Origin of the sequence: Arsukibacterium indicum, from assembly GCF_019100565.1 — a bacterium.
In the GTDB taxonomy this organism is placed as follows: Bacteria; Pseudomonadota; Gammaproteobacteria; order Enterobacterales; family Alteromonadaceae; genus Alishewanella; species Alishewanella indicum.
In genome coordinates, this window is sequence record NZ_JAHRID010000002.1 from 136,860 (window position 1) to 161,634 (window position 24,775).

Annotated in this window: 24 protein-coding genes; 11 read left to right on the forward strand and 13 right to left on the reverse strand. The window is 47.5% G+C overall.

The window, feature by feature from the left end; translation table 11 throughout:
• Positions 1-2 precede the first annotated feature (2 nt).
• Together cysK and KQY15_RS05190 are read left to right on the forward strand one after the other, a co-directional pair.
• A complete protein-coding gene (cysK, locus tag KQY15_RS05185; protein WP_217667909.1) occupies positions 3-977 on the forward strand; it encodes a cysteine synthase A in 975 nt (324 codons plus the stop codon).
• A gap of 108 nt (positions 978-1,085) precedes the next feature.
• The gene (locus KQY15_RS05190) at positions 1,086-1,532 is read left to right on the forward strand and encodes a hypothetical protein (RefSeq protein WP_217667911.1); all 447 of its coding nucleotides are present in this window, start codon (positions 1,086-1,088) and stop codon (positions 1,530-1,532) included.
• Between the two features lie 27 nt (positions 1,533-1,559).
• Here KQY15_RS05190 and KQY15_RS05195 read toward each other — a convergent pair whose 3' ends face one another.
• Together KQY15_RS05195 and ggt are read right to left on the reverse strand one after the other, a co-directional pair.
• Positions 1,560-2,309 (reverse strand): enoyl-CoA hydratase-related protein, encoded by a 750-nt coding sequence (locus KQY15_RS05195; protein WP_217667913.1) that lies wholly within the window; start codon positions 2,307-2,309, stop codon positions 1,560-1,562.
• Between the two features lie 65 nt (positions 2,310-2,374).
• The gene (ggt, locus tag KQY15_RS05200; protein ID WP_217667915.1) at positions 2,375-4,126 is read right to left on the reverse strand and encodes a gamma-glutamyltransferase; all 1,752 of its coding nucleotides are present in this window, start codon (positions 4,124-4,126) and stop codon (positions 2,375-2,377) included.
• Between the two features lie 208 nt (positions 4,127-4,334).
• Here ggt and rrtA point away from each other — a divergent pair, with 208 nt between their 5' ends.
• Complete coding sequence (gene rrtA, locus KQY15_RS05205) at positions 4,335-4,943, forward strand: rhombosortase (RefSeq protein ID WP_217667917.1); 609 nt, start codon at positions 4,335-4,337, stop codon at positions 4,941-4,943.
• Here the strand turns inward: rrtA and KQY15_RS05210 are convergent.
• Positions 4,940-5,623: a gamma-glutamyl-gamma-aminobutyrate hydrolase family protein gene (locus KQY15_RS05210; RefSeq protein ID WP_217667919.1), complete on the reverse strand. Its 684-nt coding sequence runs from the start codon at positions 5,621-5,623 to the stop codon at positions 4,940-4,942. The genes rrtA and KQY15_RS05210 overlap by 4 nt on opposite strands.
• Positions 5,608-6,597 carry an amidoligase family protein gene (locus KQY15_RS05215; RefSeq protein WP_217667921.1) on the reverse strand — a complete coding sequence of 330 codons (990 nt, stop codon included), beginning with the start codon at positions 6,595-6,597 and terminating at the stop codon, positions 5,608-5,610. The genes KQY15_RS05210 and KQY15_RS05215 overlap by 16 nt, the downstream gene beginning before the upstream one ends.
• 131 nt (positions 6,598-6,728) lie before the next feature.
• On the opposite strand from KQY15_RS05215, the gene KQY15_RS05220 reads away from it, so the two are divergent.
• Positions 6,729-7,952, forward strand: coding sequence for an MFS transporter (locus KQY15_RS05220; protein WP_217667923.1), 1,224 nt, complete (start codon positions 6,729-6,731; stop codon positions 7,950-7,952).
• Here the strand turns inward: KQY15_RS05220 and KQY15_RS05225 are convergent.
• Genes KQY15_RS05225 through KQY15_RS05245 form a run of 5 tightly spaced genes read right to left on the reverse strand, consistent with a single transcriptional unit; the run spans position 7,949 to position 12,740 of the window.
• A complete protein-coding gene (locus tag KQY15_RS05225; protein WP_217667925.1) occupies positions 7,949-8,647 on the reverse strand; it encodes a YdcF family protein in 699 nt (232 codons plus the stop codon). The genes KQY15_RS05220 and KQY15_RS05225 overlap by 4 nt on opposite strands.
• Positions 8,631-9,947: an O-antigen ligase family protein gene (locus KQY15_RS05230; protein ID WP_217667927.1), complete on the reverse strand. Its 1,317-nt coding sequence runs from the start codon at positions 9,945-9,947 to the stop codon at positions 8,631-8,633. The genes KQY15_RS05225 and KQY15_RS05230 overlap by 17 nt, the downstream gene beginning before the upstream one ends.
• Before the next feature lie 56 nt (positions 9,948-10,003).
• A complete protein-coding gene (locus KQY15_RS05235; RefSeq protein WP_217667929.1) occupies positions 10,004-10,906 on the reverse strand; it encodes a glycosyltransferase in 903 nt (300 codons plus the stop codon).
• 13 nt (positions 10,907-10,919) lie between these two features.
• Complete coding sequence (locus KQY15_RS05240; RefSeq protein WP_217667931.1) at positions 10,920-11,660, reverse strand: WecB/TagA/CpsF family glycosyltransferase; 741 nt, start codon at positions 11,658-11,660, stop codon at positions 10,920-10,922.
• Between the two features lie 3 nt (positions 11,661-11,663).
• A complete protein-coding gene (locus KQY15_RS05245; RefSeq protein WP_254795449.1) occupies positions 11,664-12,740 on the reverse strand; it encodes a glycosyltransferase family 4 protein in 1,077 nt (358 codons plus the stop codon).
• Positions 12,741-12,895: 155 nt separating this feature from the next.
• Here KQY15_RS05245 and wecA point away from each other — a divergent pair, with 155 nt between their 5' ends.
• The 3 genes from wecA to KQY15_RS05260 are packed head-to-tail and all read left to right on the forward strand — an operon-like array spanning position 12,896 to position 16,514.
• Positions 12,896-13,960, forward strand: a complete 1,065-nt coding sequence (gene wecA, locus KQY15_RS05250; protein ID WP_217667933.1) for a UDP-N-acetylglucosamine--undecaprenyl-phosphate N-acetylglucosaminephosphotransferase — start codon at positions 12,896-12,898, stop codon at positions 13,958-13,960.
• Between the two features lie 57 nt (positions 13,961-14,017).
• A complete protein-coding gene (locus KQY15_RS05255; RefSeq protein WP_254795452.1) occupies positions 14,018-15,331 on the forward strand; it encodes a flippase in 1,314 nt (437 codons plus the stop codon).
• A gap of 10 nt (positions 15,332-15,341) precedes the next feature.
• Positions 15,342-16,514 (forward strand): polysaccharide pyruvyl transferase family protein, encoded by a 1,173-nt coding sequence (locus KQY15_RS05260; RefSeq protein ID WP_217667935.1) that lies wholly within the window; start codon positions 15,342-15,344, stop codon positions 16,512-16,514.
• A 4-nt stretch (positions 16,515-16,518) separates the two neighbouring features.
• Here KQY15_RS05260 and KQY15_RS05265 read toward each other — a convergent pair whose 3' ends face one another.
• Entirely contained in the window at positions 16,519-16,830 is a 312-nt protein-coding gene (locus KQY15_RS05265; RefSeq protein ID WP_217667937.1) for a DUF6482 family protein, read from the reverse strand.
• 224 nt (positions 16,831-17,054) lie between these two features.
• Here KQY15_RS05265 and KQY15_RS05270 point away from each other — a divergent pair, with 224 nt between their 5' ends.
• Together KQY15_RS05270 and KQY15_RS05275 are read left to right on the forward strand one after the other, a co-directional pair.
• Complete coding sequence (locus KQY15_RS05270) at positions 17,055-18,707, forward strand: tetratricopeptide repeat-containing response regulator (RefSeq protein WP_217667939.1); 1,653 nt, start codon at positions 17,055-17,057, stop codon at positions 18,705-18,707.
• A 277-nt stretch (positions 18,708-18,984) separates the two neighbouring features.
• Complete coding sequence (locus tag KQY15_RS05275) at positions 18,985-19,635, forward strand: hypothetical protein (RefSeq protein ID WP_217667941.1); 651 nt, start codon at positions 18,985-18,987, stop codon at positions 19,633-19,635.
• A gap of 138 nt (positions 19,636-19,773) precedes the next feature.
• Here KQY15_RS05275 and lepB read toward each other — a convergent pair whose 3' ends face one another.
• Positions 19,774-20,436, reverse strand: a complete 663-nt coding sequence (gene lepB / locus KQY15_RS05280) for a signal peptidase I (RefSeq protein WP_217667943.1) — start codon at positions 20,434-20,436, stop codon at positions 19,774-19,776.
• A gap of 351 nt (positions 20,437-20,787) precedes the next feature.
• Between lepB and KQY15_RS05285 the strand changes: the two genes are divergently transcribed.
• Entirely contained in the window at positions 20,788-21,435 is a 648-nt protein-coding gene (locus KQY15_RS05285; protein WP_217667945.1) for a hypothetical protein, read from the forward strand.
• Between the two features lie 89 nt (positions 21,436-21,524).
• Here KQY15_RS05285 and KQY15_RS05290 read toward each other — a convergent pair whose 3' ends face one another.
• Entirely contained in the window at positions 21,525-21,977 is a 453-nt protein-coding gene (locus KQY15_RS05290) for an SRPBCC family protein (protein ID WP_217667947.1), read from the reverse strand.
• A 90-nt stretch (positions 21,978-22,067) separates the two neighbouring features.
• On the reverse strand, positions 22,068-22,967 hold the full coding sequence (locus KQY15_RS05295; protein ID WP_217667949.1) for an AraC family transcriptional regulator: 900 nt from the start codon (positions 22,965-22,967) through the stop codon (positions 22,068-22,070).
• A 178-nt stretch (positions 22,968-23,145) separates the two neighbouring features.
• Here KQY15_RS05295 and exaC point away from each other — a divergent pair, with 178 nt between their 5' ends.
• Positions 23,146-24,666 (forward strand): acetaldehyde dehydrogenase ExaC, encoded by a 1,521-nt coding sequence (gene exaC / locus KQY15_RS05300; RefSeq protein ID WP_217667951.1) that lies wholly within the window; start codon positions 23,146-23,148, stop codon positions 24,664-24,666.
• The last annotated feature ends 109 nt before the right edge of the window (positions 24,667-24,775 follow it).

Below are 24,775 nucleotides of genomic sequence, written 5' to 3' on the forward strand. Positions count from 1 at the left end.
TTATGGCAAACGTATTTGCAGACCACTCATTGTCTATCGGCCGTACCCCTTTGGTCAAATTAAACCGCACCGTAACCGGTGGTGCCAATGTTTACGCTAAAATTGAATCACGTAACCCCAGCTTCAGTGTTAAATGCCGCCTGGGTGCAGCCCTTATCTGGGACGCCGAAAAGCGCGGTGTATTAACAGCAGAGAAAGAAATTATCGAACCTACGTCAGGCAATACCGGTATTGCGCTGGCGTTTGTCGCAGCCAGCCGTGGTTATAAATTAACCCTGACCATGCCAGCGACCATGAGCCTTGAACGCCGCAAGCTGTTAAAAGCACTGGGTGCCAATCTGGTATTAACTGAAGGTCCGAAAGGCATGAAAGGCGCAATTGAGAAAGCCCATGAAATTCTGGCTTCTGATCCAAACCGCTATGTGTTGTTGCAGCAGTTTGAAAACCCGGCAAACCCGCAAATTCACGTAGATACCACAGGCCCGGAAATTTTTAATGACCTCGACGGTAAAGTTGATATTTTTATCGCCGGTGTCGGCACCGGCGGTACTATTACCGGGGTAAGCCGCTATTTAAAGCAGGTTAAAAACCTGCCACTTCACAGCGTTGCAGTAGAACCGGTAGAATCGCCGGTAATCAGCCAGGCTAAAGCAGGTGAAGAGTTAAAACCGGGGCCACACAAAATTCAGGGTATAGGTGCCGGCTTTATTCCGGGCAACCTGGATTTAGAGTTGATAGATGAGGTAGAAACCGTCAGCAGTGAAGACGCCATTGCCGCCACTCACCGCCTGATGCGTGAAGAAGGTATTCTGGCAGGTATTTCCTCGGGCGCAGCATTAGTGGCAGCCCAGCGCCAGGCAGCTAAACCGGAAAATGCCGGCAAAAACATTGTCGTTATCTTGGCAAGTGCCGCAGAGCGTTACTTATCCAGCCCGTTATTTGCAAATATTTTTACCGAGCAGGAATTGCAACCCTAAGCTTAATGTTGCTATTACAAAGGCCGCAATATGCGGCCTTTTTTACTTTACAGTTGCTGAAAAAACTTCCACACTGCTTTCCTGGTTATACTAAAAAGGCAGTTGCAGATGAAACTGGTGTACACATTAATACTTAGCCTGTTACTGCTTAGTGCCTGCGGTGAAAAACCTAAAAGTAATGCACATTGGGGCACGCCTGAGCACATCGCCACCGAGTTTTTTCATGCACTTTATAACGATAAAGATTTGGAAAAAGCCAAAAGCTTTTGTACCGAAGAATTTGCCGCTTTACTGGATTCTTACGTCACCCCCCGTCAGGTTGCCAGAACCTTAATGAATATGTCTTATGATACCGTCACCATCGAAGTAAACCGCAGCGGCCAGAACCTGCGTCAGCAATATGATGACGATGCCGATGTGACGCTGGTGTTCAGTGGCGAGCATGACGGCAAACAGGTAGATAACCTGCGAACCGTCAGCCTGATAAAAAAAAGTGGCAACTGGCTGGTCACATCTGTAAAAACTGACCCTTTCAGCAGTACCGCCACCTTCTGACGACGTAACGTTATTGACGGTTGTTACTCACTGTGACTTTTTGGCAAAGAAGTCCCGTAATTGTTGCTGACATGCATCACTTTTTAGCAACTCACCGAAAACCGCCAGCTCAGTAGCAATAGCTTTATCAGCCTTGCGTTTCATTTTCCCTCGTAATAACGCTTTGCTGTGTTGCACGGCGTCAGCAGGCAGTTTGGCCAGCTCAGCGGCTTTAGCTGCTACAAAACCGAGCAACTGGTCACTGGCAACCTGTTGATTAACCAGGCCCATCGCCACCGCCTGCGCCGTATCAAAAGACTCGCCCAGCAACAAGTATTGTGCAGCCCGTTGATAGCCAATCAAATTCGGCAACAACAAACTCGATGCCGCCTCAGGGCACAGCCCCAACTGACTAAATGGCATCTGAAAGCGACATTGTGGCGCAGCATACACCAGGTCACAATGCAGCAGTGCCGTTGTACCAATACCAATTGCCAGGCCAGCGACCGCAGCCACTATAGGTTTAGTAAAGGCGTTAAGCTGATACAAGAAGGCAACAGTAGGATGGTTAGCATCCAGTTCACCGGCAGACAGAAAGTCCTGCAAATCATTGCCACTGGAAAAACAACTCGTCGAACCCTGCAGCACCACGACTTTAATCTCAGGATCACGCTCTGCTGTAGCCAGCGCCTCTGTCAACTGGCGGTACATTGCCAGACTTAACGCATTTTTCTTGTCTGGCCGGTTAAGGCTGAGGGTCAGTACCCCTTCAGCACTCTGGCTAATGCTTACTGTCATAGTATGTCTCTTACTTATGCATCAATTTGGGTAATTGTTATTATGGTCAGTCATTATTCCGGCTGTTAAAAACCCGCAGCGGTGCCTTCACGCCGCGGATCAGCGACCCCCTCCAGAGCATCCGCTTTAACCTCAATTGCATGAATACCAGAATTTAAATCCTGAACCCGGACCTTATAGCCCATCGCTTCCAGTTCAGGTGCCAGTTCAGCCAGCGGTGTGCCGGCTTCCAGCGCAAGATAATCGTTACGATGGGTAAAACGCGGCAAATTTATCGCCTGCTCCAGATTTAACTGCCAGTCCAGCACAGCAACCAGATTCTGCGCAACATAATTTATAATTCTGCTGCCGCCGGGCGAGCCAGTCAGCAGCTTCAGATTGTTGTGCTGATCAAATACCATCATTGGCGCCATTGAACTACGTGGACGCTTTGAGCCTTCAACCCGGTTGGCGACCCGTTTGCCGTCAACCTCTGCCCGTAAACTGAAGTCGGTAAGCTGGTTATTCAGTAAATAGCCGTTGACCATCAGTCCGGAACCAAACACATTCTCAATGCTGGTCGTCATGCTGACCGCATTGCCATATTGATCCACCACTGACAAATGGCTGGTATTTTCAAACTCTGGTGCAGTGGCATCAGCCAGCGGTGCTGCACCTTGCGGTTGCCCTGCGGCCACTGTCTGCAAATTTTTTTCAGGATCAATCAATTTGGCCCTGCTGGCTAAATATGCCGGCTCAAGCAACCCTGCTACCGGTACCGGGCTAAAGTCAGCATCTGCCAGATACCGCTCTCTGTCAGCAAAGGCTAACCTTGCTGCCTGACTAAGTAAATGTACCGCCTGCGCAGATCCTGGTTGCACTTGGTCCAGTTCAAATGCCGACAAGATACCCAGGATCTGTAGTACCGCGATGCCACCAGAGCTTGGCGGTGCCATGCCACATATCTGGTATTGTCGGTAGGGTTGGCATAAAACCTCGCGCTCGACTGCCTGGTAATGCTTTAAATCATCTAATGATATTGCTCCCGGGTTAGTGGCCGCAGTTTGCACCCTTGCTACCAGTTCTTCAGCATTTTTGCCCTGATAAAAAGCAATAACGCCCTCTTTGGCGATAGCTCTGAGGACCCTGGCATAATCCGGATTGGTAATCGTCTGTCCGGCGGTAAGTGGCTGGCCACCGGGATAAAAATAATCTTTAGCCGGCGCCAGGGTTTTCACCCCCTCATTCCAGCCCATGGCAAGATGCCTGGCCATCCGCGGCGTTACGTCAAAACCCTGCTCGGCAGCAGTAATCGCATCATCGAATAATGCCGGCCACGGCAAGCGCCCATATTGTTGATGAGCCATGGCCAGTGCTTTCAATACCCCTGGTACACCAACTGACTTGCCACCGACATAGGCTGCACGCCAATCCAATGGTTTGCCGTTGCTGGTAAACAAGTTACCATCGACGGCTGCCGGAGCAGTTTCACGACCATCGAAACTGGTCAGACGCTGGCCAGCTTTGTGCCAGTGCAATATAAAAGCCCCACCACCAATGCCTGAGCTTTGTGGCTCTACCAGCCCGAGCATTAACTGGGTTGCAATGGCAGCGTCAACCGCACTGCCCCCTTTGGCCAGAATTTTCTGTCCCGCTTGTACAGCAAGCGGGTGCGCGGCAGCCACCATAGCCTGTTTGCTGCGGATAAGTTGCTGATGAGTTAAGCCGGTAGCTGCCTCAGGTTCACGAATTTCCTGCGCTGGCGGTGAACTGACGGCCGCCACATGACTGCTTAGCAACACGCTGATATTAATAAACAACAGATAAAACAGCTTCATATCACGCTCTCTCTTTATGCAGCTTTACACCCTAACCAGAAGCGTCAGCCAGATCAAGCGGCTTCAGCGTTATCAATCAACACAAACCAAAATACCGCTTGATATTACCGATAAATTAGTTTGGGATAACGCTACTTTTACCTTAGATATCGCACTTTTTTTGCGATATTTGATTGTTGTTTAACAGGCGGAATCAGACAAGGCAGTTATGCAGACCTTTCTAAAAGTTAACCGGGCCTATCTCCCATTTTGCGGCTTACTACTGCTGGCGGTTTTGTTATTTATGTTGCCCCAGTCGCAACAGCAGCTATTGGCATATCAGCGGTTTGCGCTGGCAGACGGTGAACTGTGGCGCTTGTTCAGTGGTCATTTGCTGCATTCAAACTTATATCATTTGCTGTTAAATGGTGGCGGTCTACTGATCATCATGTTGCTGCATGCCGGTTACCAGCGCCAGATGTCACTGCTGTGGCAGCTACTGGTTAGTTCATTACTGATAAGCTTGCTGCTCTACTGGCTGAACCCTGAGGTTCAACGTTACGTTGGTTTATCAGGTGTTTTACATGGTTTATTGTTCTTTGGCGCATTACTGGATATTAAAACCAGAAAAACCGGTGGTGTGTTACTTACTGCTGGAATTCTGGCAAAAATTGCTTATGAGCAGTATCAGGGGCCAGACGCTGAACTGGGCCAGCTAATCAGTGCAACCGTGGCCATTGAGGCGCATTTATATGGCGTAATCAGTGGTGCGCTGCTGTTTGCGCTGTTCTTGCTAAAAAGCTGGCTTGCTGGCAACAGCCGCAACAATAAGCACTAGCCTTTTACTAACCGGGCACGGGCCTGCTCGACCACTGCTTTAAATAAGTGACGCTGGCGGCGCAGAAAAATTAAAAACTCCGGATGCCATTGAACACCCAGCACAAAATCTTGGCTGGGGTCTTCCACTGCCTGGATGATGTTGTCCAAATCGTGGCCAACAATCTGTAAATTGTTACCCAGCTTGTTAATTGCCTGATTATGTAGACTGTTAATCCGGGCTTTATCACTCTGGAAAATTTGTTTTAAAGCCGATCCCCGCTCTGTCAGACACAAGGTTTTCAGGGGTAATATTGTCCAGCGATGTGACGTATGCCGGCGCTGTTCTGTCAGTTGCTGAAATAGACTGCCGCCCCGACTGACGTTTAACAACTGGGCGCCGCGACAAATGCCCAACAGCGGCAAGCGTTCAGCCTCTGCTTTTTTAATTACCGCAAGTTCCAGCTCATCACGCGCCGGATCATATTTAGGGTGTACTTCAGCCTTGGCGGCATACAACACCGGATCAATATCATGGCCTCCCGTTATTACTACACCATCAAATAATTTAACATCAACCTTATCTGACGGTCTTATCTGTAGTGGTTTCCCGCCATACCAACGCAAGGCCAGCGCCACCAGAAACCGCGGTCCGAAAGCACCGCGCTCTGGTCCGGTTATGGCAATTACCGGCTTAGCCATGTTTGCTCCACCTTGCTTATCCACGACGCGGTAGTACTATTCAGTTTTGCCAGATGCTGCCGGTAAGCAGCCATACAATCGGCCAACCGCTGATGATCTGCAGCCAGAAACTCAACCTCGGCCCAGCCATCCCAGGCATGCTGCAACCCCCACTCTTTGCGATGAATTTCACAACTGGGCAAACGATAATGAAAAGCTGGCCGCGCTTTAATTAACTTGTCATCCGTTACGGCTCTGACTCGTTTTTGGTCTAAATGCAGGAATAGCGGCAGACAATCCAGAGCCCGGTTACGGCTCGGGTTAAATTCAAGATAATCGTCGATCAGTTCACTTAGTGCCGGCTGATACGCTGAATCGGTAATTTTTTGCTGATATGCCTTTGGATAGGGTTCAATATACGAAGTCAGGCTACGGACAACATCAATATGCTCGCGCTGGCGTAACCAGTCTTGCAGGCACACAAATGCCTGAATGATCTGCCGCAGTGTGGTTGCGTCTGCTGACGGAATTTCCGGATTAAGTTGCAGTCCAAACGCGTACTGCAGCGATTCAGACGAGCCTTTGGCACCGTGCTGATGTAACAGCGCGATCAAATCAATCACCTCATCCAGCCGGGCATAGGGCAATGGCGGCGTCACTAATTCCAGTGGAACCACTTTTTTGGCTACAGCAGCCAGCAAGGACTCCAGCGACTCCTGCAGATTATCTGTTATCGAGTCGGCATCAAAGCTCTGTTCGCCCATTTTGGTTAAACGCTGAAAATCCAGCTCAAGCAGCCAGTCGCCAGCTTTATCGCCGCTCATTTTGTAACGATAACGGCCCGCTGCTGCCAAGTTTAGTTTAAGCTGAGCTGCAACTAACTGCGCTACGTCAGACAGCTCCAGACCACTGAATTCTATTTCAATACCAAATCGCCGGGTTTTACCAGCGTAACTGGTTCGCCAGGGTAAGGCTTGCAAGGGTCGACCGCTCAAAAACACCTCGAGTTCTGTCTTTTAAGCCAGCCTAAGGTAGTAGCCAGGCCTTGTCAATTAGCCGGGCAAGTGCAGCAATGACCGTTACTTTAGGTTAAACTACCTGAGAACCTTCACAGGAAGAGGTTGTTTTGAAAACTATTTTTCGCTCAAGCTGGCCACTGTTTCTGGGTGTCGCCATTGTTGGTATGACTACCGGGCTGCAAAACACCCTGCTTTCTTTACGCGCAGAACTGGAAGGCTTTGCCAGCGTCAGTATTGGTTTGATGCTGACCGGCTATTTTATTGGCTTTTTACTGGGCTCAATCCGGGCACCAAAAATGATTATGAGGGTCGGCCATATCCGTGCCTTTGCTGCATTGGCAGCGATGGCGTCTATCAGTATTTTATTGCATGCTATCTGGGTGAATACTTATGCCTGGTTTGTATTGAGATTGCTATCAGGTTTTTGTTTCTCGGCCATTTTCGTGATTGCCGAAAGCTGGGTAAATGATAAAGCCAACAATCAGAACCGTGGCACCTTATTATCTCTTTACGTTTCGATGTTGTTTGGTGGCATTGGTTTGGGCCAATTTTTAATTACCGTCGGCGACCCGCGCGATTTTATCCAGTTTACCTTAGTGTCAGTGCTGATTAGCGCCGCTGTTATTCCGCTGCTCATTACCAAAACGCCGGCCCCGACGTTTCAGCAGGCAGAAAAAATGCCGGTGCGTCAGTTGCTGAAAATGGTGCCACTGGGCGTACTGGGCTGTTTTATTCTGCAATTTGGCTATGCCTCAATGTTTGGCTTTGGCCCGGTTTATTTCTCCCGGCTGGGCTTGTCGCTACTGCATATTGCCAGCCTGATGGCGATATTTATCTTTGGCTGCCTTTGTATGCAGTTTCAATTAGGTAAACTATCCGATCGCTTCGATCGAAAACTGATTATGACAGTGTGTGGTTTTGGTTCCAGTATTATTGCGATATGGCTGGCACAGCTGACAGCAGCCAGTGGCTGGCAGCTGTATCTTGCATGTTATCTGTTTGGTGCCCTGTTCTTGCCCCTTTATTCGATGGCTATCGCGCATACCAATGATCATCTGGCAAAGCAGCAAATGGTGGCAGCCAGCAGTGTTCTGATCCGGGCAAATGGTCTGGGCGCTATTGGTGGTTTATTGTTATCAGGCGTGTTACTGGATAAATTTGGTAGTGCCGTGTTTTTCTATTTTATTGGTTTGTTACCCGCCCTGGTAGCACTGATGGCGTTCTATCATTACTGTTTCAGGCGTCACACCAGCCAGCGGCCTCACTCCAATGCGGTGTCACCTACCCAGGTAACCCAAACCATGATTAATAATGCGTTAAATGATGATTAAGGCTGCCAGATAGCCGTTTCTGCACTAACGCGCCACACCAGATAACTGGCGTATTCGGCAATCAGCTTGCTGTATAAGTCGTAATTGCTAAGATTAACCGTGAGCATGCAGTTCCAGCTGCAATTCAGTGGCCGGAAAGTCTGGCTGCTTACGGTACTCAGCCCGGCATTCAGCTGATGATACTCAATTAGTTTAGTTACCCGCCAGCCATGAAAGTCGCTGGTAATAAATTGCAGTCGTTGCCGTTGATTTAACCGCTGACTCAAACTGCTGAATTCCTGATAAGTGTTGTCTCCGGCATTAAAGCAATCAAGCACCAACGGCTGTTGCTGCTGGCTTAACAGATATTCCTGATAAGGCTGACAGTAGCGGGTGGTAACAATAACCGGCGCACTCTGCCCACCAAGTACCTCGCCAAGCCGATCCAGTCTGGCCCGGGCGCATGCCGGCATCGCGTCAGCCGAGCCACCACACCCCAGCACAATATAGGTGCTGTTGCTTTGTGGTAAACTACTGCCGCCAATCTGTGCTGCATAATGGCTGCGCACCATATTCGCAAAATAAGTATTGCCAGCCAGATAAAAGCCCAGCAGAAGCAGCCACAGGCCTTTTTTCCTATAAAAAATACAGGCTAACAATAGGCAATACAGGAAAATATTCTGTGGATATAAAAAGGGTTCAAGCAGATCTTTCATCGGTGCCCCTTATCAGCGCGGAGTCCTGCCCTGTAGCTGAACGTTGCAGATATGTATTAAATACGGCGGCATTTAGCAGTGCCCAGGGCAACCAAAGCATACCTGAGGTAATCACATGCCCGGCCAGCATCGCCACCCCCAACAGCAACAGGTTAATAAATAAAACCGTTGACGCCAATGGATGCCGGTTTAACCGGCCGTAACAACTGTAGCAAAACCGGCCAAACGTCATGCAAAATATAAGCCCGCCCGCAACACCATAGAATACCAGCAAATCAACCAGATCAATTTCAACAAAATACTTTTTCAGCAATACGCTGACACCGGCAACCCCGACTCCGAATACTCTGTGCAATAGTTGGTAATGCTGTTCAGTCTGCTGCCAGACCACAGTTAAATACAAGTCGCGGGATGAAAGCAAAATGCCGGCAATGCCACGCTGTTGATAAGCATACGCAAGCTTGTCATATAACCCCGCTGCACGCAGCAGCGGCTCCGCGTACCATATAACTAGTAATACTCCGCACAATGCCAGCAGCAAAAACGCAGCCAATGACCTGGCATACTGCCGGTAAAAACCGGGTTGTACCGCCAATAGTGGTATCGCAGCAACCAGCAGTAAGCTGCCGAGCAAGCCGGTTTTGGTCAGCAGTAACAGGGCACTGCCTATCGTTAACGTGCTAACTAACAGATAGCACACTTTGTGTGCTGGCCAGCTTCGCCATAACAGCCAGCCACTGACAACCAATAACACTGCTGCCAGCTCATTAGTGGAATAGAAAAAACCTTTTACACCCAGAAATGGCTGAGCTACGTTATCCATTGGCTGATATGCAGTGTAACCGAAACCCAGCAGGCCGAGCGTCAGGTTAAGAATAATGACACTGTAACTAATCAGCATCAGCCGATCTGCCATCACCAGAAAAGCGTCGGGATAACGGCGGCAAAATTGCAGTAAAAAACTGAACGCCAGCAGTGGCGCCAATGCTTTAAGCAGTAATGGCACTTCGTAGCCGGCAAACTGCGCTGCGCTATGTTCGCTCAGTGCCGGAATTGTCAGATAGCTGTATACCGGCCCGCTTAGCCCCAACAGCAGCAGGACCGTTAGTAATAACAGGCTTTTGTTGCGCCAGAGTATCAGCTGCCAGACCAGCAGAGTTAACAGCAAACCTTTAAACATCAGCGACCAGGGAAACGCCAAAGTCGTTTGTTGCAACGCGCCACTGATGCTGTCAATCAGCAGAAACCAGGGTGCCAGGTAAAACACCACAAATGCCGGCCAGCTGCCTGTACTGAGCATCGGTCTGCCGGCCAACCGGCTCGGCAGAATTGAGTTTAAAAGAAATGCTGGCAGCATTATTTTTTGAATAACCCCAAGAATCCTTTACTGAACAACCGGATCCGCATACTGCTTAGCCAGGCCATTTTTTGCTTAAGGTAATACCGGCTTTTCAATGTGAACAAGCCAAACCGCCACTGACGGATCAGATCCAGTAAACTTAATGGCTGCTTTTCCATCATCAGCCGGTAGAACATCTGATTCTGTAAATTGCGCTCGCTCATTAACGGGCGGTGCTTGGCAACAAACTGCTTATGCGCATCCAGTCGTTTTGGAGAGTTAGTGATCCTGCCAAGCTCATGACCAACATTAACCTTATAACTGGCATCACTTATTCGCCTGGCGGGCCCGTAAGCTGCCACCACCCGAACCCACATATCATAATCCTGAAATGCAGCCAGCCCCTCGTCAAAACCCTGTAGTTGCAGCATTCGTTCACGCTGAACCAGTGCCTGATTTGATAAAGAATGTAAATCAAGTAAGGCGCTTAACGTCACGACTTCATCCGTGGCAAACAGGGTTTTCTGCACGCTGCCATAATCCCAGATGTAACCCGAGCATACGCAGCTGTACTGTGGATCGTACGCTTTATAAAGGCTACTGAGACGATGTGGTAGAAACTCATCATCATCGTCGATCCCGGTAACAAATTCGCCTCGCGCTTCGTTTATTGCCCGGTTGCGGGCAGCACAGGCTCCTTTGCCTTCAGGTTGCCGGAAAAACCGGACCCGCTCATCATTTATGTATCTGTTGGTCAGGCTCGGCCAGGTATCATCGGTAGACGCATCATCAACAACCAGCAGTTCAAAGTTCGGATAATCCTGAGCCAGTACAGAGTCAATCGCCCGGCATGCCATCGCTACCCGGTTGAAAGTTGGCATATAAACACTGATTAATGGCCAGTTTTGTTGTGAATTCATGCTCGTCATCCTGTTACACTTTACCGGTCCAGTACCACCACAAATAACGCAGTAAACCAAGCTGCCTGCCAATCCGGCTGGGTTGTAATGCCAGCCGGTAGGCCCACTCCAGATTCAGTTTACACCACAGGGCCGGCGCACGTTTCACATTGCCGGTATAAACATCGTAAGTGCCGCCAACGCCCATATAAAAACAGTCTGGGTAGGCCTTTTGTAAGCGCTGGATCAATAATTCCTGTTTGGGTGTGCCCATAGCAACACTGACAATTTTCGGTTTTGTCTGTTGTAACTGCGCAATTAATGCCGCCTCGTCACTAAAATAACCATCGACAGCGCCTGCCAGACTGGTTCCTGCGGCCAGCAGCTTGTCCCGGGTTTGCTCCAGCACTTCGGGTTTGGCACCAATAATAAATACTGGTACCTGATAACGGGCGGCACGCTGCATCAGCTCCTGCCACAGCTCACAGCCCGGGATCCGCTCTACATGCCGCCCCAAACGACGGCGCATTGCCTTCACCACACCAATGCCGTCCGCGTAGCGAATATCAGCGGCTTCAATCACCTCACGTAACTGAGTATTACGGCTGGCTGTCAGCACCTTTTCAGGATTAATGGCAATAGCAGAACCGGCAAATACCGGGCCCTGTTCCGGTACAATAAACTGCAACAGCGCGGCCATATTCTTAAAAGCAGCGACGTTTATCACCCCAATCTTTACCTGCTCTGGCATCGCGGTTTGTCTAGCTTCTGACATAACTTACCTTTCCTGATATAAACGAATAAGTTTAGCGGCGACACCACTGACCAGACATTGCTCAGCCGACGCTCTGGCTGCCAGCTGCATCTGCTGGTAACGCTCAGACGACAATTGCCAGACTCTGGTTAAAGCAAGGTGTAGCTCAGCAATAAGCTGTTGTTCATTCAGTGGCGTTTGCTCACTGTTCTGTGCCACCAGATAGCCGTTCTCCCCTTCCCTAATCTGTGCTCTGGCACCATCGGTAAAGGTAGCAACAACAGGCGTGAAACACGCCATCGCTTCAGCCATAACCAGGCCAAATGACTCATGCCGGGACAAACTGATAAAACAGCGGGCTTGCTGATATAACCCGGCCAGTTCGCTGGCCGATTGCGGGCCTGCTAACCGAACATTTGGATAGAGCCTTACTGCATCAGTAAGCTGACTGTGCATTGGTCCGGCGCCGGCAATCACCACCTTTTGTTGCTGTAATAACGGTAACAAGGCAATTAAGCGGTCTATGCCCTTGTTCTGATCCAGGCTTCCTACAAAAAGTAAGTCTATCGACTTGTTGCTGAACTCCAGCTGAGGAACAGCAGCATAACTATCTGCAATACCGGCAGACAAAACAGTATTTTGCGGACACGGCAGGCAAAACCGGTGTTTCAGCGCATCGCTGGTGAAAATCCAGTGGTTAACTTTAGAGGCACACCAGCGGTACCAGAAACCGGGTGGCTGATATTTATAGATATCACTGCCATGGCAGGTAACCATAATTTTTGCCGCCGGATTACGAAGCACTTTATAAAGTAATGCCAGCCAGATTGTCGGATAAAAAAAATGAACATGCAGGATCTGATATTTGTGTCGGCTCAAGATAAATCGCCAGAGAAAATCAACCAGAAAAACCGGATATTTCAACAGCCGGTTCAGCGTTGAGTCAGTATGCCAACGCATAAAATGATAGCCAGGCTGCAGGGAAGCCAGTGCGTCTACCTGTTGCCGGACGAACTGGCCCTGAAACGGCGCTGAGGGTTTCGGGCCCATGTTAGTAATAATTAACACACTGGATTTGCTATTCAAGGTTATGCTGTCCAAAAGCCGGTATTCCTGACTACAATAAGCGCAACGGTGATTAAAAACACTTATTTTATAGCTAATTAGCTTATATTAACTAATTAACTGTGTACTTAACCAGATTATAAACCGATAGCAGCTGACGACAGGCTGAATAAAGCAGATACGGAACACATATGCCGACAACTGACATAACTTATAGCGTACTACTGGCGATAGCAGCCAGCTTAGTCGCTATTCTGCTGCTACGTCCATTAGCGCCAGGCTTAGGGTTGCTGGATATTCCCAAAGGCCGCAAGCAGCATATTGGTGCGGTTCCATTGATTGGCGGTCTGGCTATATATCTGGCACTGCTGCTGATTTTAGTCAACCATGTCTCGTCGGATATGATGCTTGGATATTATCTGGCCTGCGCGGCGGTGATCGTTGTGCTAGGCGCTTTTGATGATGCGCTGGATTTAAGCGTAAAGTTGCGATTGGCGGTACAGTTAGTGGTAGGTCTGGCGATGATCTACAGTCTTGATTTGCACATTAGTAATCTTGGTAATTTATTCGGGTTCGGTGCTATTGAGCTTGGCATTTTTGGCATTCCCTTCACCCTGCTTGCGGTTATTGCGGCAATTAATGCCTTTAATATGACGGATGGCATTGACGGCCTGGCCGGTTTACTCAGCATGGTCAGTTTCGGCAGTATCGCCGTTTTTATGCTGCTGTGGGGTCAGGCTGAGCACGCGTTGCTACCACTGGTTTTTATCGCGGCTTTGCTGCCATACCTGGCATTTAACCTGGGCTGGGTCAAAAACAAAAAGATTTTTATGGGCGACGCCGGCAGTATGCTAATTGGCCTGACGGTGATCTGGTTGTTGCTGATAAGTACCCAAAGTGAAACGGCCAGTTTCCGTCCAGTTACCGCATTATGGTTAATTGCTGTTCCAATCATGGACATGGTAGCGATAATGCTGCGGCGTATTCTGAAAGGCCAGTCACCTTTTATAGCCGACCGTGAGCACCTGCATCATATTTCACTGCGGCTGGGGCTTAACTCCCGGGAATCATTACTTTTAATCACTGCATTGGCCTGGGTTTTCGCCTGTATCGGGATTATTGGCGAGTATTTACTGGTGCCGGAAGTGGCAATGTTAATATTATTCTCACTGGTGTTTGCGTTGTATATTGGCCTGTTGCAAAATATCTGGCGAATTATCTCTGCCATTCGCCATAACTTCGCCAACCGGCGCTAACCATGCTTCCCAATGCTGACTCCTTTATGAGCACTTTATGCTGAAGAAAATAATAGTATGCTAAAGAAAATAATCGTCGCCAGAGCAACCGCTATGCTGGGCGACCGGCTGGTTAAATTGTTAGCCGCAGCAGTACTAACAATATTTGTGGCGCGGGTTTTAGGCGCAAGTGAACTGGGTGTTTATTCTATAGTAATGGCCTGGAGTGCTTTTTTAGTGCCGCTCACCAGTATGGGGCTAAATAATAATGTTATAAGGCGGATGGTTCAGCAACAAACTGGCCAGCAAGCAATGACCCTGCTGTACAGTGCTGTCACCATCCGGCTGGCACTGGGTTTACTGGGTGGCAGCCTGATGCTGCTTGGGTTTTATCTGCTTTATCCAACCATGTTCACCGGCAATACCGCTTTTGCAATTCCGGTACTGTTTTTACTGCAAAGTTTTTTTGGCTTATTGTTGTTTGAATTCTACCTCAACTATCAGGGTACATTTAGAAGCGTAGCCTACCTGAAAACCGTTATTACCCTGCTCAGTTTCTCGGCCAAACTTGCCCTGCTTTACAGCGGATTTGGCATTGCCAGTTTGTTAATGATAACTGGCATAGAATTTTTGCTGGTGGGTACAGCACAATACCTGATGTACCGCTACAAACAGCAGCCTTTTATGCCAGAAGAGAAGCCCTGGCCCCCCTATCATCCGCGCTGGTTTAGCGCCGCTCAAATTATCCCGTTACTGAAGCGTTCAAGTTGGCTGTGGCTGTCAGCTATCGTAACCGTAGTCTATCTGAAAATTGATATTGTTATGCTTGGGGCCATGGCAGGGTCGGAACAGGCAGGTATTTATGCTGCTGCCAGCAGGCTGTCAGAATTATGGTATGTATTCCCGGCGACGCTTGCTACCCGCTACTACCCCGATATGCTTAAAACCTACCAGCAGGGTATGAACCCGTACTATCTGAAACTGCGCCGGTTCGCACTGCTGTTTTTCAGTGCTGGCTTTAGTATTGCGTTACTAATGACATTTGCAGCGCCCTGGCTTATCAGCTTGCTGTTTGGTGATAATTTTAGCGCAGCGGTCGAAGTGTTGCGCATTCATATCTGGGCGGGTTGTTTTATTTTTGTTCGCTATCTTATCAGCCAGCACCTGGTGATTACAGAACAGGAACCTTTGTCATTGATGAGTCATGGTATGGGTGCTCTGCTTAATATCGGACTTAACTTCTGGCTGATACCGACAATGGGGATTGTTGGCGCAGCGTGGGCAACGCTGGTTTCCTATGCCTTTGCCTCTTTTTTCTTTTTATTTATCTTCGCCAGTACCCGCACTCAGCTTTGGCAGCTTATTACCGTGCGTAAACCTGGCCATCATTAAAGGGTTTTATATGAGCAAACCGCTGTTTGTTGAAATTAAAGGCGTCCAGTTTAGAAATAAAGGTGCTTATCTGATGTTACTGGCATGTCTGGAAGGACTGAAACGTCTGCCGGATTATCAGTTGGTCCTGTCACCCGGGCCAAACTTACCTTACCCAGAACGGGCCCGGCTGGGCGCCTGGCAAAAACTGGCGTTCAGGCGCAAAGGGCTGGATCTGACAGGCTTAATTGCCAAACTCCCCGCCGCAATACGGCGCTTATTCAAACGGTATGGCATGGTTACCGAACGTGACGTCGATATTGTGCTGGAAGCAAGTGGCTTTGCATATGGCGACCAGTGGCCTTTGCAGTTTTTGCAAAATACCGCCAAAGAAGTAAAACGTTTTAAGGCTGCCGGCAAACCGTTTATTTTTATGCCGCAAGCTTTTGGGCCTTTTTCCAGTGAAAACAGTAAAAATGCCATGCGCGACATTATTGAGCATGCCAGCCTGATTTTCGTGCGGGATCCTGTGTCTTTAAGCCACCTGCAAAGTTGTGTAAGCCAGTTGCCAGCGAGCGTGGTGTTAACACCCGATTTTACTGTTGGTTTAATGCCTGTGAGCAATCATGAAGTGCCAACTATTGACAAACCCTATGTGGCACTTATTCCTAACTCTAAAGTTGTGTCTAAATATAACCATGCTGATGCAGAAGCTATGCGCTCTGGTTACATTGCTGCTTTTGCCGCAGCCGCAGACAAACTGACTTTACTGGGCTATCAGGTAGTGCTGGTTAATCACGAAGGACGGGAAGATGCAGAGCTTTGTGCTGAGATTGCCAAATTATCACCCTGTGGTTTGGTGCAAATTGAAGACCCACTGGCTGTAAAAGCATTTATTGGTGGTGCTGATTTGGTAATAAGCTCACGGTTCCATGGCGCCGTAAATGCCTTAAGCCAGGGGGTACCTTGTATAGCCACCAGCTGGAGCCACAAATACCATGCCATGATGAGCGACTTTGCCATGGCTGACTTTTGCGTTGAGGAATTAACGGCAGACAGTTTATGCCTGGCTATTGATTTACTTTTAACCAGCAAAACAGAGTTACTGCCACAACTGGCTGAACGCGCAGCGACGTTAAAACAACGTAACCAGCAAATGTGGCAGCAATTACATCAGCATTTAACGCCAGGTTCAGCCCGCTAGTATTTTAGTCACCGTTACGGCCAAGGTGGACAGCGACACAAAGTGTGTTGTCCACTTTTTCCGGGCCGCCACACATCTCATCATAAGCAGACTGATGCACCAAAAACCCCTGACGTACCACACATTCGGTTAATGCCTGTTTCACCTGCTCAACACTTTGAAACTGTTGTGGTCGGTTATCGTCGTCAACGATAAAGCCTTTGCGGCTGTCAAACACCACTTCTACCAGGTACACACCCATCTCAAAAGAATGGATAGTTAACTCATCAATCCGGACTTCCTGCCGGTTCAGGTGGGCAAGACGATGATAATGCATAGCATGGCTCCACTGTAAGTTGTTAATGTTGTTTATAAGATTGTCCAAATACTGATACGCAGCTGTATACTTAACAGATTAATATAATCATACTGGCCAGAGCCAGACAGCATTAAACTGATTTGTCTGCTTAATATTCATTACTTTACCTGCGCCTTAATATAACGCTACTATCAATAACATTATTCGACATTAGCGATAACAGTTCGCCTCAGAGTTGCGCCATGGATGCCAGTTTTTTTCGTTGTAAGCAGGTTCTCGTTGTTGAAGACAGCGCCCCGGTTCGGGCGTCAGTTAAATCTATGCTGCAAACAATGGGGTTTGAAGCCATTCACTTAAGCCGTGATGCTAACGATGCGTTAAGCCGTTGTCACAACATTCCGTTTGATTTTATTCTGTGCGACTTTAATCTGGGCGACGGTAAAGATGGATATCAGTTGTTTGAAACCCTGAAACAACAGGCGTTAATGCCACCACTTTGCTGCTTTATTATTATCAGTGCCGAAAGCCAGAGGCAGCTGGTACATGGTGTTATTGAACTTCAGCCCGATGACTACATTCTGAAGCCCTTTACCTTTCCTATTTTAAACGAGCGATTAATCCGGGCGGTAAAACAAAAAATCGCGCTGAGAAAAGTGTATTTAAACTTGTTTGAGAATAATGATGCTGAGGCGATTAAAGAATGTGATGCAGTGGTTACCAACAAACCTGAGTTTGCTTATCAGGCGCTGAGGATGAAAGGTGAGTTATTGCTTAAAACTGGCCAATATCAGCAGGCCGAGCAATTTTATAAAAAAGTAATAGCGGATAAAGCCCTGCCCTGGGCCCGGTTAGGCGCGGCTATAGCGGCATTTTATCTGGAGCGCTGGGATGATACAGAGCTACAACTGGCTGATTTAACTCAGTATGACATTACCAAAGTTGAAGCGATGGACTGGTTATCACACCTGATGGTGAAGTATGGCCGGTATGAGGCAGCGCAGCAGACGTTATATCAGGCTGTTTTACTGTCACCGAAAAATATTAAACGCCAACGTACGCTAAGTAATCTGAATGTTATTATTGGCGATAAAGAAACCGCGGCCCGCATTAATGCCAAACTGGTTGCGGCGGCCCGTTATTCTGTAGAAGATTCTGCGGAAAACTACCTTAACCATGCCCGCAGTTTAATTGATGTGGCTTATAGCAAAAACCCGCTTGAGCGTTCGGTCATTCTTCAAAACGCCAGCCAGCTGCTGGACAGTGTTAGTAAACGCTTTACAGATCCATGCTGGCAAAAGGCCATTAATGTAGTACGCAGCCGGGTTCTGGCAGCCAAAGGCATGCTAATTGAAGCACGCCAGCCACTGCTTGACAATGGCGTTGCTGACAAAGCAGAAAAAATGACTATCGATAGTTGCATGGACGCTGCTAAAGCCTATTTTGAACTGGGTGATATTCATAGCAGCCAGTTTTACATTGATAAGTTGGCCGGTTACTTAGTTAATGATGATTATCTGACTGAAACCCAGAAAATTATGCTAAAGATGGAAAAAGTCAGGCATGAGGAATTAAAGGCAACCATTAAACAAATCAGTAATGAAGCTGCCGATGCCTATGAAAATGGCTTTTTTATTCAGGCAGTCAGTCTGTTCTGTGAAACCTTTGATCATATGCCAACAAATACCATCATCGCGCTGAATATTCTGCAAACTGCCAGTAAGTGTGCTCAGATGCCCGCCAAATACCTCCGCTACTGCAAACAAGCTATCAGATTACTTAAATCGACAGTCTTGGAGAAATCCAGTCAGGTTAAATTTCAGCATTATGTCACGCTATTATGTGAACAGTACCCGCAGCTGGTCGTCCGTACCCGCCGGCCGAAAGCCAATAGTTAGAAGAGTATTACATACTCAGTGTTAGAACTTATTTCATCATCAGGCTGTAAGTCCTACAGCATTCAATTAAGCTGATGCTGTCTATTCATTAAGTGCGCTTAATAAAGTATTGAATAAACGCCATATTAATAAGGTGGTAAGTATTTTGCTTGATTATTAATAGGAGCGATGGTTAAACGTATTATCAATGCAATGCATTTCTCCAGAACCTTGGCTGCAATTCAATAACCCTCGCTTAGTTTTAAAGGTTCGTAAATCAATCTATGGAGGTGTGAAAATGAATATTTTACCCAACAAGATTAGTACTGTTAAAACAGCATGTGCTCTGACTATTGCGGCAGTTTTTGCGATGCCCGTGCACGCCGATAACATCAAAGATAAAACCGACGGCAGCTGGGTTGCATTAAATGGCCAGGTGGTAGCGCATACACCAAGCCAATTTACTTTGGATTATGGCGAAGGCACGATTCTGGTGGAAACCGACGACTGGGATTCACTCGGCGATGGCTGGGGCATCAATGAAGGAGATAAAGTAACAGTATATGGTGCTGTTGATGATGGCTTCTATCAATCGAAAAGAATAGAAGCTGGTAGTGTTTATATTAAAGATTCAAACACGATGATTTCAGCGCCATCTTCTGCAGATGAAGAGCCAATGCCGGTCACCTACACTTATTTTTCAGTGCCTGCAGATTATGACCTGCAAGTGGCAGGTACGGTCACTTCAGTTTCGGACCGTAACTTTACCATCGACACGGGTAAACGAAAATTAACTATCGATACGCTCGATATGGGTTACAATCCGCTTGATAACATAGGTGTACAGCAAATAGAAAAAGGCGATTTTGTCAGTGTCTCGGGCGATTTGAATACCAGCATGTTTGACGATGCCTTGATCACGGCTGAAAGTATCGTGTCTTATAACTAGCATAATGTTACCGGGCTTTCTGTAGTCGCCGCGTTTTAAAACATCTAAACCAGAGAGGCCTGATATTGATAAAATATCAGGCCTCTCTTTTAACGCAACGATACTAACATACATGCTGCCAGCATCTTATTTGTCACACTATAATTTTGCCAAAAATCGCTCACTACGGGGCAAATAGTAATTCTCATAATCCAGCGAAAACAGCACTGTGCCAGCCCGGCCAATAATCTCGTGGCGCGGCACAAAACCAATCACCCGCGAGTCAGCGCTGTTATCACGGTTATCACCTAGCACCAGATAATGCCCCTCTGGCACCCGCACAGGTGCAAAGTTAGCCAACCCACTTGATACCGGGGCTAACTTAACGGCATGAGCAATACCACCTAATTGCTCGGTTAACAGCAATTCGTTGCCGGCTTCTGTTTCTACTGCTGGATCCGATTCGGTATAATCTACCTGCTTGCCGTTAATACTCAGCACATTATGCTGCATCGCGACCACATCGCCCGGCATGCCAACGACTCTTTTCACCAAGCGGTTATCGGCAGCTTCGGAGGCAAATATCACAATATCGCCGCGCTTCGGATCAGCTAGCTTCAGCACTGACATGGTACTAAACGGCACGCGCAAATCGTAAGCCATTTTATTTACCAAAATCCGGTCGCCAATTTGAATTGTTGGCTGCATCGATCCTGAAGGCACATCGTTCCAATCGGCAACGGCACTCCTAAATACCAGCATTAAGCCGATAAACAACACAAAACCGCGGTTATTGCGCCAAAACTGTTTTATTTTAACCATAACGTCCTCTGTCTCTAGTTCAATAGCTGCTATGACCTGCCGCCGACGGCAAGGTTCAAATCTGTTGGTGGTTCAAATAATCAATATTTCACTCAAGAAAATCATAACAAACTGATTACAATGAGATATTAAGCCCCGCTTCTGAACGGGATAAACGTGTCTGTTTATTTTACATATCATTTAATAGGGAACTTAAGATGATAATATTAGGCGTCCCCATTTTGTTATTTATCAGTATATATCAGACAGTTTAGCACGCACGGGCCAATATTGGCCCCAAAACTGCTTAGTACCTTTGGGCTACAAATTTACGTAGTCACAATTATATAATCAGACATTAGGATGTTGTTAATGAAAAAGAATTTACTTAAAATCACGTCTATTTGCGCTCTGGCATTTGCCTTACCTGCACACGCTGCTTTAATCGGCGCTGTTGACCGTGACTATGGAAATACAGCAGACAAATATACCCCATCAAGTGTGCTTGCCAATGGTAGCTGTGATAGTGCTCATAGCAACTGGCTGTCTATCACTAACGCAGATTCATGTGGCCGTTTTTACGATGAATTTAATTTCTCTCATATGCTTTATGACAGCATTGACTCTTTTTCACTGACTATCACGTTCTCACACAGTAACAACTCTTTTATGGGGTTTATCCCTACAGAGTTCTGGAATCTGCGCCCGGCATCCTCAGCATCAAATGGCGGTGCTACAGGCCCTTCAATTGGCAGGGTCGGTAGTGGGATAACAACCAGAACCTTTAATTTTGACAACACAATGGACATGTTTAACGATATTGTCGCTAACCAAAGCTTCTTTCTGTGGATGGCCCACGAAGGTTTTGGCCAGCAGAATTTCCGCTTATATTCTGCTTCGCTGGCGGTAAATGGCATCGAAGCTGCTGCGCCAACTGCTGTTCCAACACCAGCAGGTATAGGCTTACTGGGGCTTGGTCTGGCGTTACTTGGCTTCTCGCGCCGCAAAACCAAAAAGTAAGCAGGTTTAACCTGTAGTAATAAAATAAAGCGCCACTTGGCGCTTTATTTTATTATATGACCCGGCCTAAATAAGGTTATCACTTTCCCTCACGCAGGGTTTTCAACTAGCGTTTTCAACCTTTGCAGAGCCTTCGGCCATTTGTCTGACATAAATTGCTCATAGGATGGATCAATTTCCTGCTCAATTTTCACTTCGGTACCGTCCGGCACAGCACGAAAATAGTAATTTTCAAAGGCCGGCGCCCAGCTGCTAACCTGCTCACTATTTAAGTCATCTTTGCCGCCAACCACATACCCCAGGTGCTTAATCGACACAAACTTAAGTGGGTCCAGCTCGGCAATAGTCGCCACCATGCCATCGCCCGATGGCGACAAAAACCGCATCGGCTCCCCCTGCTGCCACTTACCCTCATAGTATGAGCCTTCGCAAAAGGCCGCCGTCCAGATCCGAAAACCGGTATCATCAAACATCCGCTGCCACACCAACTCTATTGGCGCGTTAATCACAATACTGAAGTTTATTTGTTTAACTTTACGCATTGTTCACCTTCGTTCTCTAGTTTGAAGCCAGGCACAGGTTACCAGAATTATATCGACCGTACTGCATTACCGGTATATAGCCTGGTTACCTTAATGACGTTGTTTAATGACATGTTTCGGAGCAGAGCCAAAGGCATTTTTAAACACCCGGCTAAAGTGACTGGGGTCATTAAAACCTAACTGATAACACACCTGACTGATCCGCTCGCCAGTTTGTAATAATCGGTAGGCTTTTTGTAAGCGCAGTTGCTGCTGCCAAACTGCAGGTGTCACCCCAAACGCCAGTTTAAACTGCTGATAAAATTTACTGCGGCTCATGCAGGCTATTTTGCACAAGGTGTTTATTTCTATCGTGTCGCTTAAGTGCTGTTCAATATAAATAAGGACATTGCCAAGCGGCGTTGTTGTTTGCTGCTGACAATTTGCCAGCATCACATCGCGGCTTTGCTGCTGTAATAAGCGGGTTATCAGTTCATTTAATGATAAATCGATCAGGTAATCACGATGCTGTTCGTTTTCACTAAAAAGCGTGATCATTCGCTCCAGCAATTGCTGGGTCTGAATATTATGCTGGCTATGAACTAACTTTGGCACGTACTGAAAAAAATCATCATGACTAATTTCTTGCTGAAAATTAAGGGCATCAACAACGTTACGAATTTTATCGGTACTAATTTCAATCGCCAGGCAGGTAGTGGGTTTATTGAGTGAAGCATCAGGAAAGTCTATAAGCACCTTCTGCCGTGGCGCCAATACAAAAGACTGGTTGGGTAAAAAGGCACTGTGGTAATGACTGTCGGCTACATGCATAATTTTTTTGCCACTAATCATGCCGCAAAAAAGTAACTCACTGGAATGCAACGCCACTTTTTGCGCATCCTGATAAGTATCATAAATACTCAGCTCTGCATGTTCTCCGGCAAAACTTACTTTATTTTCAATAAGTACATCAAGGCGTTGCCGTTTTCTGGAGAGTACAGATGTATTCATAGTATCGCTTAGTGCCTCTGCTTGCCGCTTTTTGGATCTGCTGCTGGACTGATAATCAAAAAGTCTGGACTGGAAATCAAGCCTACGTTAGCCCGCTCAGCTAAGGTTGTCTGATGGCGGTTAAATAAACAATAACTCACCGCTGATTTTAGTCAACAATTTGGACAGAGGACATATCATGATTTATGCAAATCCAGGTACAGCAGACGCACTTGTTAACTTTAAAGCTGAATACGGCAATTACATTGGCGGTGAATGGGTAGCGCCGGTTAACGGTGAATACTTTGACAACATTAGTCCGGTCAACGGTAAGGTGTTTTGTAAAATCCCCCGCTCTGGTAAAGAAGACATAGAGTTGGCGCTTGATAAAGCCCACCAGGCAAAAGCTGCCTGGGGCACGACGTCAGTCACCATACGTAGCAATATTTTATTAAAAATTGCCGATCGGATAGAACAAAATTTAGAAATGCTGGCTGTCGCAGAATCCTGGGATAACGGCAAGGCTATTCGCGAAACCCTGGCGGCAGATATTCCCCTGGCCGCCGATCATTTCCGCTATTTTGCCGGCTGTATCCGGGCTCAGGAAGGCAGCATTGGCGAAATAGATGAAACCACGGTGGCTTATCACTTTCATGAACCATTAGGAGTGGTCGGCCAGATCATTCCGTGGAATTTTCCAATCTTGATGGCAGCATGGAAACTGGCTCCCGCCCTGGCTGCAGGTAACTGCGTGATACTAAAACCCGCAGAACAAACACCTGCTTCTATTCTGGTGCTAATGGAGCTGATTGGCGATTTACTGCCGGCGGGTGTTCTAAATGTTGTGAATGGCTTTGGCAGAGAAGCAGGCGAAGCGCTGGCCACCAGCAACCGCATAGCCAAAATTGCCTTTACCGGCTCAACGCCGGTAGGCTCGCATATTCTTAAATGTGCCGCAGACAATATTATTCCATCCACTGTAGAGCTGGGTGGTAAATCTCCGAATATCTTCTTTAACGATGTAATGGATAAAGATGATGCTTTCCTCAGCAAGGCTATTGAAGGTGCAGTACTGGCTTATTTTAACCAGGGTGAAGTGTGTACCTGTCCGTCACGGTTGTTTATTCAGGAAGATATTTACGAGCAATTTATCGAGCGAATTCTGGCACGCACCTTACAGATAAAACGAGGCAATCCACTGGATAGCGAAACGATGGTGGGTGCCCAGGCGTCGCAAGCCCAGTTTGAGAAAATCTTAAGCTACATTGAAATTGGTAAAAAAGAAGGTGCCACGGTACTCACAGGTGGCGGTATTGAGCAAGTAAGCGCTGAATTTAATGGCGGTTTTTACATTCAACCCACCATACTGAAAGGCACCAACGACATGCGGGTATTTCAGGAGGAAATTTTTGGCCCTGTCATCTCAATGTCGACTTTTAAAGATGAAGCAGAAGCTCTGGCGCTGGCCAACAGTTCAGAGTTTGGCTTAGGCGCCGGCGTCTGGACCCGCAACATGAACCGGGCTTATCATTTTGGCCGGAAAATTGAAGCAGGAAGAGTGTGGACCAACTGTTATCACATGTACCCGGCACACGCTGCGTTTGGTGGCTATAAAAAATCGGGTATTGGCCGCGAAACCCATAAGCTGGCACTCAACCATTACCAGCAAACGAAAAACCTGCTGGTGAGTTACAGTGAAGATCCATTAGGGTTCTTTTAAGCCGTTAAAAAACCTTTAACCACGATGCGGCGCTACTGTTGAGGTAGCGCCGCTTTTTTTGGGTTTGTGGGGTGGCTTAAGAATTACGCAGTTGTCCTAAAAAACTCAA